This is a genomic window from Betaproteobacteria bacterium (assembly GCA_016720855.1).
Taxonomy (GTDB): Bacteria; Pseudomonadota; Gammaproteobacteria; order Burkholderiales; family Usitatibacteraceae; genus FEB-7.
The window spans coordinates 1,287,437-1,300,893 of sequence record JADKJU010000001.1; the positions used below are offsets into that span (position 1 = coordinate 1,287,437).

Sequence of the window (13,457 nt, forward strand, 5' to 3'; positions counted from 1 at the left end):
TGCGATGTCAGACATCCGTGTCTTGCACCTTGCGGTCGACGATGCGCTGGAAGGTGACGAGCATCCCGGCAGTCGCGCCCCAGATGAAGCGTCCCTGCCACGGCATCGCCCAGTAGTGGCGAAGGCGCCCCTTGTAGAAGGCGCTCTCGTAGCGATGGTTGGCGGTGTCGAGGAGGAAGGCGAGCGGCACCTCGAAGACGTCGGCCACCTCGTGGGGATCTGGCGTCCAGAGGGCGGGCGGCTCGGTCCAGCCGACGATGGGCCGCACGCGGTACCGGGTGGACGTGTGGTAATCGGGAAGTTCCCCCAGGATCTCGATCCCTGCCGGGTCGATCCCCACCTCCTCCCGCGCTTCCCTGAGCGCCGTGTGCACGGGGTCCGTGTCGTCCGCATCGACGCGCCCGCCCGGAAAGCTGATCTGCCCGGCATGGTCCGCGAGGTGGTCCGTGCGCTGCGTGAAAACGACCGTCGGATCCGGACGGTTCACGACGAGGAGGAGCACCGCGGCCGGCGTGAGCTCGCCCGCGGAAGCCGCCACCCGCTGCTTCTCGAAGTCGTCTGCGGTGAGCAGCTCCTCCAGCGGCGGGGCGTGGGCGAGCCGGCGAAGGAGTTCGTCACGGGTCAGCGGGCAGGGCATCGGTTCGGTCGTGTCATGGGTCAAGGCCAAGTATAAGATGCGCCGATCATTCAATCGCAGGCCGGCCCCGCAACGATGATCCTCCATGACTACTGGCGGTCCTCCGCCGCGTTCCGCGTTCGCATCTCGCTGGCACTCAAGGGCATCGAGCCGGGGCGCCGCTACGTTCACCTGGGGAAGGGCGAGCAGCGCGCGCCGGCATTCCTCGCGGAGAACCCGCTGGGGCTGGTGCCGATGCTGGAGGACGGCCCGCTCACGCTCACCCAGTCGCTCGCCATCATCGAGTACCTCGAGGAGACGCACCCCAAGCCGCCGCTCCTGCCGGCCGGGCCCGCCGAGCGCGCCTGGGTCCGCGCGGTGGCGCTCTCCGTCGCCTGCGACATCCACCCTCTCGACAACCTGCGCGTGCTCAGGTACCTAGACCGCGAGCTGCACGCAGACGAGGCTGCCCGCAACCGCTGGTATGCGCACTGGGTGGCCGAGGGGCTCGCCGCGATCGAGAAGATGCTCGGCGCGCGCCCCGGGCCCGGTCCGTTCTGCCTCGGAAAGACCCCCACCCTGGCCGATATCTGCCTCGTGCCGCAGGTGTTCAACGCGTGGCGCTTCAAGGTGCCCGTCGAGCCCTATCCCCTCGTTAGCGCCGTGGTGGACGAATGCCTGAAGATCCCCGCCTTCGACCATTCGCAGCCCTCGAAGCAGCCGGATGCCGAGGAGTGACGCGGACGGCTCCCGAAACGGTCCCCGTTACCCGTCCGCCTTTCCGGGAACCTTCCGGCGGCGTCGCGGCAACGGAGGATTGCGCCGCGCCTCATGACGCTCTCCACTGACCGCCTGCTCCTTCGCCCCTGGCGCGAATCAGACCTCGAGCCCTTCGCGGCCATGAACGCGGACGCACGCGTGATGGAGCATTTCCCGTCGGTGCCGACGCGCGCGGAAAGCGACGCAATGGCCCGTCGCATCATGGCGAAGATGGATGCGCAGGGCTGGGGACTCTGGGCCGTCGAGGAGACTGGAGGCGAGCCCTTCATCGGCTTCACCGGCCTCGCGGTGCCGGCCTTCGAGGCCTTCTTCACGCCGTGCACCGAGATCGGGTGGCGGCTCGCGCACGGCGCCTGGGGAAAGGGCTACGCGACGCAGGCCGCGCGGGCGGTGCTCGCCTACGGCTTCGGCGAACTGGGGCTGACCGAGATCGTCTCTTTCACGGCCGTCGGCAACAGGCGATCGACAGCGGTGATGGAGCGCCTGGGCATGCGGCGTGAAAGGGAGTTCGACCACCCGCGGATTGCCGAAGGCAGCCCGGTGCGCAGGCAAGTCCTGTTCCGCATCGAGAAAATGGGACAAACCCCTTTCCGGGAATAGGGGTCTGTCCCTTTTTTTCAGAACCGGGAATCGGGCCCCGCCAGAAACGCGATTTCCTCTGCCGTCGATTCCCGTCCCAGCGCCGCATTCCGGTGCGGAAACCGCCCGAACCGGCGCACGATCACGCGGTGCTTCTCCGCCCACGGCGTCAATCCCTTCGTTTCCGGGAAGGCCTCCAGCGTCGCGAAGAGCGCGATGGAACGGTCCTGCATCGCGGGGTCCTCGGCGTGCTCGAACGGCAGGTAGGCGAACTGCCGCTCCACCGGCAGGCGCGCCGCATCCCAGCCCTGCGAAATCATGAGCTGCGCGCAGTCGAGCGCCATCGCGTCCTGCGAGAACGCCCGCGGATCGTCCCGGTAAAGATTGCGCGAGAACTGGTCCAGCACGACGATCAGCGCGAGGAGCGAATCCGGATCCCCGCGCCAGCCCTCGCGCTCGCCCAGCGCGGCGCTCGCCTGCAGCGCCAGGAAGCGGCGCCGGATCTCCCCGTCGAAGGCGTCATCCTTGCGGAACCACTCCGGCCGCGGCCGTCCATGGTCGGGCGACCCCGGGTCCCCGAACCAGAACGCAAGGACCTCGCGCGCCTCGCTATCCAAGTCCCGGCTCAGGGCAGTTCTCGTGCGGACAGCGGTTGACCTCGATCGAAACGTGCGCGAGCGAGGCGATGCCCGAGAGGCGCTGGCGGTAGCCGTCGGGCGTGAGCGGCTCGCGCGCGACGATCGTCACGATGCAGGCATGCTGGGCACGCCCGATGCGCCAGACGTGAAGGTCGGCAATGGCGGCATCGCCGTCGCTTTCGATGGCGAGGCGCACCTGCCGGGAGACCGGCGAATCCATCTCGCGGTCGAGGAGCACGCGCGCCGACTGCGCGAGGAGCCCCTTCGACCACCACGCGATCACCGCCGCGCCAACGATGCCCATGACGGAATCCAGCCATGCCCAGCCGGCCAACATCCCGGCGGCCAGCGCCACGATCGCGAGCACGGAGGTGAAGGCGTCGGCCAGCACGTGAATATAGGCCGCGCGCAGGTTCAGGTCGCCGTGATCGTGCTTTCGGTCATGCCGGCGATGCCCGTGATCCTGATCGTGGTCATGGTCGTGATCGTGGCCATGGTCGTAATCGTGGCCATGGTCATGGTCGTGGTCATGGTCATGATCGTGGCCATGGTCGTGGCCGGCGAGAACAAAGGCCGACACCACGTTCACCACGAGTCCCACCACGGCGACGATGAGCGCCGCTTCGAAGGCGATTTCGTGCGGGTTCACCAGTCGCATGGCGGACTCGACCGCCATCGCCAGCGCCACGATGGCCAGCACCAGCGCGCTGGAGAAGGCGCCCAGCACCTCGATCTTCCACGTCCCGAAGGCGAAGCGTTCGTCGCGCGACCAGCGGCGTGCGAGGGCATAGGCGATGCCCGCCATCGACAGCGCCACGACGTGCGTGCCCATGTGCCAGCCGTCGGCCAGCAACGCCATCGACCCCGTGATCCAGCCGCCGACGATCTCGGCCACCATCGTGACGGCGGTGATGGCCACGACGATCCATGTTCGGGATTCGCCCGCCCTGTTGCCGGGGTCGAACGCGTGCCCGTGCCGCCAGGCGGAGAGGTCGTGGAGCGCCATGGCGCCGTTGCGGGCGGTGCGATTCAGGCCGAAGCGATCGGCACCGGCGAGAAGCCGGCCTTGCTGATGGCCGCGGCGATACGCTCGGGGGAGAACGCGCTTGCCACCTTCACGCGCCTGGCGGCCACGTCGATCTCGCAGCGCCCATCGGGATCGACGGCTTTCACCGCCTCGGTGATGGTGGCGGCGCAGTGTCCGCAGGTCATGTCCTGCACGGTGAATTCGATCGCCATCATTTCGCCTTCGAGACCATGAGCCGTGTCACGAGCAGGCCGCCCTCGACCTCCTCCGCGTGAAAGCGGATCTGGGTGCCGGGCGCCAGGCCGTCGAGCATGGCCGGGTCCTTCACGCGGAAGACCATCGTCATCGGCGGCATCTTCAGGTTCTCGATCGGGCCGTGCTTGATCGTCAGCTTCTTCGCTTCCCGGTCGACCTTCTTCACTTCGCCCGCCGTTAGCGGGGCAGCCTTCGGTTTCGCCGCGGCCGCCGGCGGGGTGTCGGCGGCCACCACGGCCAACGGGACAATGCCGACCGCGAGGGTCGCGGCGAGGATCCAAGCCTGCTTCATCGATCGTTCTCCTGAAGGGTTCTCGACCCGTATTCTATGCCGGTCCGGCCCCGGCGAGATCGTCGAGGATGGGACAATCCGGGCGCTCGTCGCCATGGCAGCAATGGACCAGCTGCTCCAGCGTGCGGCGCATGCCCTTCAGCTCGGCGATGCGCGCGTCGAGGTCGGCCAGGTGCTTGCCGGCCAGGCGCTTCACGTCGGCGCTCGCGCGGCGCTTGTCCTGCCACAGGCCGAGGAGCCCGGCGATCTCCTTCATCGTGAAGCCCAGGTCGCGCGAGCGGCGGATGAAGCGCAGCATGTGCACGTCGGCCTCGCGGTAGATTCGGTAGCCGGCCTGCGTTCGCCCCGCCTTGGGCACGAGTCCGATCTCCTCGTAGTGGCGGATCATCTTCGCCGACACGCCCGAGGCCTCGGCGGCCTCGCCGATGTTGAAGAAGCCCTCGCGACGCGCGTCGGAAAGCTCGAAGTATTTCGTCTGCGCCATGGTGTCGCCTCCGGACATTCAGTCTCGCGCACGCGCCTTCCAGCGCGAGAGCAGCAACGCGTTGGACACGACGCTCACGCTGCTCAGCGCCATGGCGGCGCCGGCGATCATGGGTGACAGCAGGCCCAGGGCCGCGAGCGGCACGCCCACCAGGTTGTACACGATCGCCCAGAAGAGATTCTGCCGGATCTTCGCATGGGTGCGGCGCGAGATGTCCAGCGCGTCGGCCACCAGCGACGGGTCCGCGCGCATCAGCGTGATGCCCGCCGTGTGCATCGCGACATCGGTGCCCGTGCCCATCGCGATGCCGATGTCGGCGGCGGCGAGCGCCGGCGCGTCGTTGATGCCGTCGCCGACCATCGCGACCGCCCCGTGCGCCGCGCGCAACCTCGCGACGACCGCCGCCTTCTCCTCCGGCTGCACCTCGGCCAGAACCTCCTCGATGCCGAGAGCCCGGCCGGCGGCCTGCGCCGCGCCGCGGTTGTCCCCGGTGACGAGCACGGTCACGAGGCCGAGCGAACGCAGCTTCGCGATCGCACCCGCTGACCGGGGCTTCACCTCGTCGCCGAAAGCGAGGAGCGCCAGCGCTCGCAGGCGGGGCGCCGACTCGACGAGCCACGACACGGTGAGCCCTCGCGCCTGCAGCCGCGCGGCGTCGCCCTCCAGGCGGTCGATGCCGTCGACTCCCAGCTCGTCCACCCAGCGCCGGCTCGCGATCGCGACCGTGCGATCCCCGATGCGAGCCTCGGCTCCGCGGCCGGAGACGGTGCGCAGATCCCGCGCCGGGGGAACCGGCACGAGCTCGCGCTGCGCCGAATCCAGGACCGCCCTGGCCAGCGGATGGGTAGAGCCGCGTTGCACGGCGGCCGCAAGCGCGAGCGCCTTCCCGCGATCGATGTCGAGAGGCACCACTTCCACGAGGCAGGGCCTGCCCTCGGTGAGCGTGCCCGTCTTGTCGAAGGCCACGACGCGCGTGCGATGGGCCACTTCGAGCGCCTCGGCGTCCTTGATGAGGATGCCGTGGCGCGCGGCCACGCCCGTGCCGACCATCACCGCTGTGGGCGTGGCCAGCCCCAACGCGCACGGGCAGGCGATGACGAGCACCGCCACGGCATTGAGGACCGCGGCTTCCCAGTTGCCGGTAAAGAAGCCCCAGGCGAGAAAGGTGAGGAATGCGATCGCGACCACGGCCGGCACGAAGACCTCGCTCACGCGGTCGACGAGTCGCTGGATGGGCGCCTTGGCCGCCTGCGCCGACTCGACGGCGCGGATGATCCTCGCGAGCGTGCTCTCCGCGCCCACGGCGACGGTGCGCGCGACGAGTCGACCCTCGGCGTTCACCGAGCCGCCGGTCACGCGGCTTCCGGGCGACTTGGCCACAGGCAGGCTCTCGCCGGTGAGGAGGGACTCGTCCACGTGAGTCTCGCCTTCGGTCACTTCCGCATCCACGGGCACGCGATCGCCGGGCAACACGACGACGAGGTCGCCCACCTTCAGCCGCGCCACGGGCACCACCTGCTCCTCGCCGTTCTCGAGCAGGCGCGCCGTCTCCGGCCGCAGCGCCGCCAGCGCCCGGATCGCCTCAGTCGTCTGGCGCTTGGCGCGCTCCTCGAGCCACTTGCCCGTGCGCACCAGCGTGATCACCACCGCCGAGGCCTCGAAGTAGAGGTGCGCGCTGCCGTGGGCGAGCGCGAGATAGGCGCTCAGGCCATACGCGGCGGTGGTCCCGATCGCGACCAGCAGGTCCATGTTTCCGGCGCGCGCGGCGAGCGCCTTCCACGCGGAACGGTAGAACCGGGCGCCGAACACGAATTGCACGGGCGTGGCAAGCAGCCACTGCAGCCATGCCGGAAGCATCACGTGCACGCCGAACAGGGCGGCGACCATGGGCACGACGAGCGGCGCGGTGAGGAACGCGCAGGCCGCGAGCTCCAGCGTGTCGCGGCGGATGCCGGCTCTCGGCGCCTCACGAGGGGCCTCTTCTTCCTGCACCGATGCCTCGTACCCGGCGCCGCGAATGGCCGCGATGGCAGCCTGCGCGACCCATCCGGCCGCCCGCACGGTGGCGACTTCCGTGGCCAGATTGACGCTCGCCGTTTCCACGCCCGGCACCTTCAGCAGCGCCTTCTCGACGCGGGCCACACACGAGGCGCAGGTCATCCCTTCGACCTTCAGGTCGATGAGGTTCACGCGGACGCCTTCCGGGTCCGCAATGCCCCGTTTGCCGCGCGTGGAGGTGCCGGGCGAGGAGATGGCACCGCCTTTCCACCCGGGAGAGGGTTGGGGCGAGGGCGAGACAGGCACATCGACGGCCACGGCTAGGGTCCCGGGCTGCCAAGCACCGGCGTGTAGCCCGCCCCGGCGATGGCTGCGATGAAATCCTGCGCCGGCCTGGTGCTCGCGATGCGCACCCGCCTGGCAGCGAGGTCGATCTCGCAGCCGACGGCGGCGTCGATTTCCCTGACGGTCCTGGTGATGACCGAGGCGCAGTGGCCGCAGGTCATGTCGCTGACGGCGATTTCGATCATGGCGCGTCTCCTTGGGAGTTCACGCCGCCACTGTCCACCTTCCCACCGTGGGAAGGTCAATACCCAAGCCTCAATCCACCAGGTCGGGCGCAATCACCGCACGAAGGATCGTTTCATTGAGCCCGGCGCGCTTGTCGTACTTGCCGGAAAACCACCACACCGCGCCCTTCTTCACGCTCAGATCGCGCAGATGCCCGGTCAGGAGGCGCGCCGCCAGGCGCCCGAGGGTCGGCTGGTGGCCCACGAGGATCACGTTCCCGTCACCGGCGGGCCAGCCGGCTTCGTTCAGGAGCGCCTCCTCCGTCGCCGAGGTCCCCAATGCGGAGCGCACGTCGACATCGAGGTCGAGCGCCTCCGCCGTCTGCCTGGCGCGCACGGCGGGGCTCGAAAGAACCAGCCACTGCCCTTCCAGGCGCGGCCGCAGCCATCGCGCCATCTTCGCCGCCTGCTTGCGACCCTTGTCGGTGAGCTCGCGCTTCATGTCCATCACACCCACTTCCGCATCCGCATGGCGCCACAGGACCAGTTCCATTTTCTTCGCTCCGTTCAGGGTTTGGCGTCGACGGCATCGCGGGCCGGCGCGGCGACCGGATTCACGGCCGGAACGCCTGCCGGAACCCCGGAAGGAACGCCGGACGGAATCTCGGCCGGGACCTCCGCGACAGGCACGAATCCCTCGCTCCCGAACTGCCAGAGGAGGAAGGCATAGATGTCGGCGAGTTCCTCCTCGCGTTGCTCGCGGGTCGCGCCGCGCCCGTGACCTCCCTGCCACTCCACGCGCAGCAGCACGGGCTTTGCGCTGCTGGTGGCGGCCTGCAGGCGAGCGGCCATCTTGCCCGCTTGCCACGGGTCCACGCGCGGGTCGTTCATGCCGGTGGTGAGCAGGACCGCCGGGTAGGCGGTGCCGTCCTTCACCTGATGATAGGCGGACATCCTGCGCAGTGCATCGAACCCTTCGCGCGTCGCCACGGAACCGAATTCCGGGATGTTGGCCGGCCCGTTGGCCGTGAACTCGAAGCGAAGCATGTCGAGCACCGCCACGCGCGGAACGACGGCGGCGAAGAGGTCGGGCCGGCGAACCATTGCCCCCGCCGACGGGATGCCGCCCGCGCTCGTGCCCTGGATCGCCAGTCGCTTCGGGCTCGTGAAGCCGAACTTCACGAGAAATTCCGCGCACGCGACGAAATCGAGGATCGTGTTTTCCTTCGTCCCCTTCTGGCCGGCGCGATGCCACTCCTCGCCGTATTCGCCGCCGCCGCGGATATGCGCGAAGGCGATGATGCCGCCCCGCTCGAGCCAGGCGAGCCGCGTCGCATCGAAGTAAGGCGTCTGCGAGATGCCGTAGGCGCCGTAGCCGATGAGGAGCGTCGGGTTGTCGGCGGTAAGCATCGTCGTCTTGCGGTACAGAAGGGTCACGGGCACCTTCGTGCCGTCGTGGCTGGGTGCGTACAGGCGCACCTCGTCCATCCCCGAAAGGTCCGCGCGCGATGCCGGCTGCAGCCCGGTGTTCTTCAGGTTTCCCGTCCTGGCTTCCACCGTCACCACCGCGGGCGCCTCGAGGAATCCCTGCAGGAGCAGCACCGCGCCAGGTCGCTGCGGATGCGTCAAGAGCTGCGTGATGGCCAGGTCGAACTCGGTCTTCACGAACTCCGGCGTGCGCGAGGCGCCGAACCCCAGGTTCAGGCGTTCGAGCCGCTCCAGCCCGCCCACCGTCGTGCGCAGGTACAGCGCGTCGGCGGCGAGCGCCATGCCGAGGATGACCGTGTCGCCCTCCGGCACCACCTTCCTCGGCCGAGATACCTCGGAGCTCCCCACCTTCATCACGAGCACCTGGTTGCGCAGCGCCCCCTTGTGGGTGAGCAGGTAGAGGTCGTCCTTCCATGCCTGGATGGCAGTCACGCCGTCCTCGAAATCGACGATCTTCGTCCAGCGCGGCAGGCCCTTCGCCAGTTCCCTCACCGGCGTCACGTGCACCGAGATCTCGCGGCGCACGCCATGCCGCACGACGGCATAGGCGTGCGTCGAATCCTCGGGCACCACGAGCGAGGGGTACACGAACTCCGGCACGTCGCGCGCGCCTCCCGCGCCGGAAGCAAAGACGATCTCGTCCTGCGCCGCCGGCCGCCCCACCACATGGCGATAGAGGCGGATTCCCGCATAGCGGTGCGCGGCGTCGGCACGACCGCCTTCCGGAATGCGCGCGTAGTAGAACGCGCGGCTGTCGTGGTGCCAGGCAAGGCCGGAGTTGAATCGCGCGCGGTCGATGGCCACGCCGGTGTCGCGCGCGTCCCGCACCTCCAGAACGCGCAATGTGGCGTCCTCCGTGCCACCGGACGAGACGCCGTAGGCCACGAGCCGGCCGTCCGGCGACGGCTGATACCAGTCGATCGTGGCGCGCGCATCCCCGGACGAGAACCGCGCGGGGTCGAGAATCACGCGCTCGGGCCCGGTGAACCCGTCGCGCACGCACAGCACGGCAGTCGCGTTCCCCGGCGAAAGCTTCAGGTAGAACACCTTGCCGTTGGCGAGCGCAAGGCTGCGCACGGACACCTGCGCGGCCGAAAGCTCCCGGATGCGCCCGGCCAGGGCCGCGCGGCCGGGAATGCGGGCGAGTTCCCGGCGCGCGTATTCGTCCTGCGCACGGAAATACGCCTGCGATTCGGGCGACTTCACGTCCTCGAGCCACCGGTAGGGGTCCACGATCTCATCGCCGTGCAGCCTTTCGCGCACCTCGCGCACCGCCGCAAACGGATGCGTCGGCTCGACAGTTCCCACGGCCACCGCGGGTGGCTGCGGCGCAACGGAAGTCATCGCAGCGGGAGGCGTTGCAGCGGAAGGCGCTGTAGCGGGAGGCGTCGCGGCGGAAGGCGTTGTAGCGGAAGGCGTCGCAGCGGGAGGCGGCGCGGCGGGAACGGTGTCGGCAAGGCAGGGATGGGGCAGCGCCAGGACGAGCAGGAAGGCAGCGAAGCGATTCATCGGAGCGATTCGGGAAAGGTGGCGACGGGCCGAAGGGCCGCGAGCGTTGCGCGCACGCTCGTCCTCGCGGACGAGCGGCTCGCGCGAGCCCGCAGCGCCTTCGGGCGGTGCGGGATTCAATTCGGGGTCAGCCTCCGCGGCGCAGGATCGGCTTGGCAACAGTTCCGGTCACCGCGAACGAGCCCCTGTCCTGCGCGACGTTGGAGCGGATCTCCACCGACAGCCGGCCGGACAAGGCGCCATGGGCAGCAACGTCGATATTGCCGCCGCCCCGAAGCACTCCGCCCAGCAGGCTGAGGTTGCGGTAGGAGACACGCCCATCGCCCGCGCCGTACTCACCGGTCAGCTCGGCGAACTTGGTCACGCCCGCGCGCCCCGCCGCGTCGGAGGACTGCATGGCCGCCACGAGGTCGGAGTTGGACACCGACCCGTCGGCCAGCCGGAACTTGCCCTGGACCCGCGGCGAGGACAGCAGCGTCGCGAGTGACTCCGATTCCGCCGTCACCGCGAAATTGCCTTCGACCTTGCCGGTGACCGCGATGTCGCGCGTGAACGAGCCCATCAACTGGTCCGCACGCACGCGGGCAAGGGAGAGGTCGGAGGCGAGCTTCACGGTCGGGCCCCAGCTCACCCTGAGCGTGCCGTTCACCTTGCCCTCGAGCGCGTCGACCTCGAACTCCGAGAACGTGATGTCGTTCGCCGTGAGCACGCCCTTTGCCGACACTTCGCTCACCGGCACGGGGGCGCCCAGCGGCAGCTCCCAGTTGCGCGCGGCGAAGGTCACTTCGTATTCGGCCTCGCGCGGTCGCACCGTGGCATTCCACTTGCCTTCGCCGGACAGGCTCGCGTTCCTGAACGCGCCGTCCGCGCCGAAGGAGAGCGTCGCCTCGAAAGGCTTCAACTCCGGCTTTACGTCGAGCTTCACATTGCGCAGGCGGATGGAATCGATCTGTGCCGCGGCTTTCTTGCCTTCGACCTTGCCCCAGGAAAAGATGCGCCGGGGCGCATCGCCCGTGATCGAGACGTTCTCGAGTTCCAGCGAGTTCACCACGACCCGGCCTGCGAGCAACGCCGGGATGTCCACGTACACGTTGCCGTGCGAGGCCTTCGCATCGAGCGCCTTGCCAACCGCGAACCCTTCGATCTTCAGGTGCGGAGACGGGATGAGCGTGAACTGGAGGTTGGAAATCGATACGTCCTCGTGCAGCCAGCCACCGATGCCCTTCTCCAGCGTGTTGGCGTACCCGCGCAGGGGCACCACGTGCAGCAGGCCCACCCCGACGATCACCACGACGGCCAGTCCTACCGAGATGTTGCGCACCCAGTTGACCTTCTTGCGCGGACGGCGCCTGGCGGCGGGGGTGGCGGACTCCTCGGCATCGGGCTCGACCCGGGTGCGCAGCACGTCCGCGATCTCGCGCGCCTTGCGTTCCTGCTCGGCGCGGATCTTCGAGTCCTCGTCCAGCTCGGCCTGCTGCTTGGCCTGCATGTAAGCCTTGGCCTGCGCCTTGCCTTCCAGCTCGGCGCGGCGCGTCATGTCGCCTTCGATCTCGGCCGTCACCTTCTCGCGGGTGGTCTCCTCGACCGACTCGCGGGCCTTCGCCTCGATGCGCGCGCGCTTTTCGGCTTCCTCGCGCGCCCTGCGCTCGGCGTCGATCTTGCCGGCGAGCTCCTTCTCGCGCCGCTCGCGCTCCTCGGCCTCGACCATCGCGCGGGCCTCGGCCTCGATCTTCCCCTTGCGCTCCGCATCAAGGCGCGAAGCGGCTTCCGCACGCTCGGCATCCAGGCGCGAAGCGGCTTCCGCACGCTCGCGCGCCGCGGCCGAGGCCGTCTCGGCCTTCTCGCGGGCGGCCCTCTCGACCTCTTCCCGGGCGCGCGCCTCCAGGTGGCGAAGCCGGCGTGTCTCCTCCTCGGCTTTCTGGCGCGCGACGGATTCGGCCGCGGCCCTTGCCTCGGCCTCGGCGCGCAGCTTCGCCTCGTGGTCGCCGCGCTCTTTCGCCGCCTTCTCCGCCTGGATGCGAACTTCCATCTCGGCCTTCTGCAACGCCTCGCGTTCCTCGCGCAGGCGCTCTTCGAGCTCGGCCCTCGCGGCCAGGCGCGCCTCCGCCATGATCTCGGCCTGCATCTCGGCCCGGGCCTTCTCCCCGATCTCGTCGCGCAGGAGCGTTTCCATCTCGCCCCGGATGCGCGCCTCGATCTCCTCCTTGAGGCGCTCCTTGAGTTCCTGCTCGGAGGCGACCACTTCCTGCGCCTGGCGCCGGGCGGCCGCTTCGGCTTCGGCTCGCGCCTTGGCGAGCGCTTGCGCCTCGGCCTCGGCACGCGTGCGCGCCTCGGCCAGCGCCCGGGCCTCGCCCTCGGCCTTGGCCCGCGCCTCGGCAAGCCGCTGGGACTCCACTTCCTCCTTCGCCTTCTCCTCGGCGGCCGCGCGCGCCACCTGCTCGGCGACCTGTTTCTTCCTGGCCTCCTCCTCGCGCACCCTGGCCTCGAGCTCGCTGCGAGCGCGGGCATCGGCCTCGGCCTTCGCCTTCTCCTTCAGTTCGGCAAGCTGCCGGCTCACCAGTTCTTCCTTGGCCTTGTTCTCGGCGGCAAGCTTCGCCTGCTGCTCTGCCACGGCCTTCCTGCGCGCCTCTTCCTCGCGCATCTTCACTTCGAGCTCGGCCCTGGCGCGCTCCGAAGCCTCCTTCGCGCGCTTCGCCTGTTCCATGGCGCGCATTTCCGCTTCGGCCTTGGCCCGGGCATCGGCCTCCGCCGTCGCTCGCGCCTCGACCTGGTGCTTCGCCTTCTCGCGTGCGGCCACCTGCGCGTTCTCGCGCGCCTTTCGGTCGGCGTCGGCTTTCTCCTGCTGACGGGAGAGTTCGCTGATGTCGAGGGCGGCGGCGGCCACGACGCGCTGCGTCTGCCCGGGCAGCTTGCCGGGCGCCGTGAAGTCGAAGTCGTCCTCGCCGAAGGGGTCGGCTTCCTTGCGCGTCTCGAAGATGCGCGCGAACCCGTCGCGGATGAGCGTCGCCAGGGCCTTCTCGAGGACGGGCTTGTCGAGCTCGGCCTTCGACATGATCTGGGCCAGCGTGGACTTGCCGTCGACGAGCTTGAGAATGCGCATCAAGTCCTTCGACAGGGACGCCGAACGCTGGTTGACCTGCGTGATGCCCTTCGCGGTCTTGGTGAAGACGGTGGTGTTGTCCATCCCTTGGGTCCCGGGCGAGTTCTTCTTCGGTGGCGGAAGGCAGCCGGCGGACTTTTAACCCGGCCCTGATGAGCGAACCGCCCGCGCTTCCGTGTCGG

13 protein-coding genes are annotated in these 13,457 nt (G+C 69.3%); 2 read left to right on the forward strand and 11 right to left on the reverse strand.

What is annotated here, in order from left to right; genetic code table 11:
• Positions 1–7 precede the first annotated feature (7 nt).
• Complete coding sequence (locus tag IPP91_05630; protein ID MBL0141543.1) at positions 8–637, reverse strand: CoA pyrophosphatase; 630 nt, start codon at positions 635–637, stop codon at positions 8–10.
• A gap of 75 nt (positions 638–712) precedes the next feature.
• On the opposite strand from IPP91_05630, the gene maiA reads away from it, so the two are divergent.
• A complete protein-coding gene (gene maiA, locus IPP91_05635; GenBank protein MBL0141544.1) occupies positions 713–1,354 on the forward strand; it encodes a maleylacetoacetate isomerase in 642 nt (213 codons plus the stop codon).
• Between the two features lie 93 nt (positions 1,355–1,447).
• A complete protein-coding gene (locus IPP91_05640; protein ID MBL0141545.1) occupies positions 1,448–1,996 on the forward strand; it encodes a GNAT family N-acetyltransferase in 549 nt (182 codons plus the stop codon).
• Positions 1,997–2,013: 17 nt separating this feature from the next.
• Here the strand turns inward: IPP91_05640 and IPP91_05645 are convergent, their stop codons facing one another.
• The 10 genes from IPP91_05645 to IPP91_05690 all read right to left on the reverse strand — a co-directional run bounded on the left by IPP91_05645 (position 2,014) and on the right by IPP91_05690 (position 13,359).
• Positions 2,014–2,604, reverse strand: coding sequence for a DUF924 domain-containing protein (locus IPP91_05645; protein ID MBL0141546.1), 591 nt, complete (start codon positions 2,602–2,604; stop codon positions 2,014–2,016).
• Entirely contained in the window at positions 2,585–3,619 is a 1,035-nt protein-coding gene (gene dmeF / locus IPP91_05650) for a CDF family Co(II)/Ni(II) efflux transporter DmeF (GenBank protein ID MBL0141547.1), read from the reverse strand. The genes IPP91_05645 and dmeF overlap by 20 nt, the downstream gene beginning before the upstream one ends.
• Positions 3,620–3,642: 23 nt before the next feature.
• Entirely contained in the window at positions 3,643–3,846 is a 204-nt protein-coding gene (locus IPP91_05655; protein ID MBL0141548.1) for a heavy-metal-associated domain-containing protein, read from the reverse strand.
• Between the two features lie 5 nt (positions 3,847–3,851).
• Positions 3,852–4,187: a copper-binding protein gene (locus tag IPP91_05660; protein ID MBL0141549.1), complete on the reverse strand. Its 336-nt coding sequence runs from the start codon at positions 4,185–4,187 to the stop codon at positions 3,852–3,854.
• A gap of 34 nt (positions 4,188–4,221) precedes the next feature.
• On the reverse strand, positions 4,222–4,671 hold the full coding sequence (gene cueR, locus IPP91_05665; GenBank protein ID MBL0141550.1) for a Cu(I)-responsive transcriptional regulator: 450 nt from the start codon (positions 4,669–4,671) through the stop codon (positions 4,222–4,224).
• Positions 4,672–4,689: 18 nt separating this feature from the next.
• Positions 4,690–6,831, reverse strand: coding sequence for a copper-translocating P-type ATPase (locus IPP91_05670; GenBank protein MBL0141551.1), 2,142 nt, complete (start codon positions 6,829–6,831; stop codon positions 4,690–4,692).
• Positions 6,832–6,989: 158 nt separating this feature from the next.
• Positions 6,990–7,199 (reverse strand): heavy-metal-associated domain-containing protein, encoded by a 210-nt coding sequence (locus IPP91_05675; protein ID MBL0141552.1) that lies wholly within the window; start codon positions 7,197–7,199, stop codon positions 6,990–6,992.
• A gap of 70 nt (positions 7,200–7,269) precedes the next feature.
• Positions 7,270–7,731 carry a histidine phosphatase family protein gene (locus IPP91_05680; protein ID MBL0141553.1) on the reverse strand — a complete coding sequence of 154 codons (462 nt, stop codon included), beginning with the start codon at positions 7,729–7,731 and terminating at the stop codon, positions 7,270–7,272.
• 14 nt (positions 7,732–7,745) lie between these two features.
• Entirely contained in the window at positions 7,746–10,175 is a 2,430-nt protein-coding gene (locus IPP91_05685; GenBank protein MBL0141554.1) for a S9 family peptidase, read from the reverse strand.
• A 127-nt stretch (positions 10,176–10,302) separates the two neighbouring features.
• Positions 10,303–13,359, reverse strand: coding sequence for a hypothetical protein (locus tag IPP91_05690; GenBank protein ID MBL0141555.1), 3,057 nt, complete (start codon positions 13,357–13,359; stop codon positions 10,303–10,305).
• Between the last annotated feature and the right edge of the window lie 98 nt (positions 13,360–13,457).

Coding starts and splice junctions, on each gene's coding strand:
- IPP91_05690 (MBL0141555.1), bottom strand. CDS start 13,359: ATGGACAACACCACCGTCTTCACCAAGACCGCGAAGGGCATCACGCAG.
- IPP91_05630 (MBL0141543.1), bottom strand. CDS start 637: ATGCCCTGCCCGCTGACCCGTGACGAACTCCTTCGCCGGCTCGCCCAC.
- maiA (MBL0141544.1), top strand. CDS start 713: ATGATCCTCCATGACTACTGGCGGTCCTCCGCCGCGTTCCGCGTTCGC.
- IPP91_05670 (MBL0141551.1), bottom strand. CDS start 6,831: ATGACCTGCGCCTCGTGTGTGGCCCGCGTCGAGAAGGCGCTGCTGAAG.
- IPP91_05660 (MBL0141549.1), bottom strand. CDS start 4,187: ATGAAGCAGGCTTGGATCCTCGCCGCGACCCTCGCGGTCGGCATTGTC.
- IPP91_05680 (MBL0141553.1), bottom strand. CDS start 7,731: ATGGAACTGGTCCTGTGGCGCCATGCGGATGCGGAAGTGGGTGTGATG.
- IPP91_05685 (MBL0141554.1), bottom strand. CDS start 10,175: ATGAATCGCTTCGCTGCCTTCCTGCTCGTCCTGGCGCTGCCCCATCCC.
- IPP91_05640 (MBL0141545.1), top strand. CDS start 1,448: ATGACGCTCTCCACTGACCGCCTGCTCCTTCGCCCCTGGCGCGAATCA.
- dmeF (MBL0141547.1), bottom strand. CDS start 3,619: ATGGCGCTCCACGACCTCTCCGCCTGGCGGCACGGGCACGCGTTCGAC.
- IPP91_05675 (MBL0141552.1), bottom strand. CDS start 7,199: ATGATCGAAATCGCCGTCAGCGACATGACCTGCGGCCACTGCGCCTCG.
- cueR (MBL0141550.1), bottom strand. CDS start 4,671: ATGGCGCAGACGAAATACTTCGAGCTTTCCGACGCGCGTCGCGAGGGC.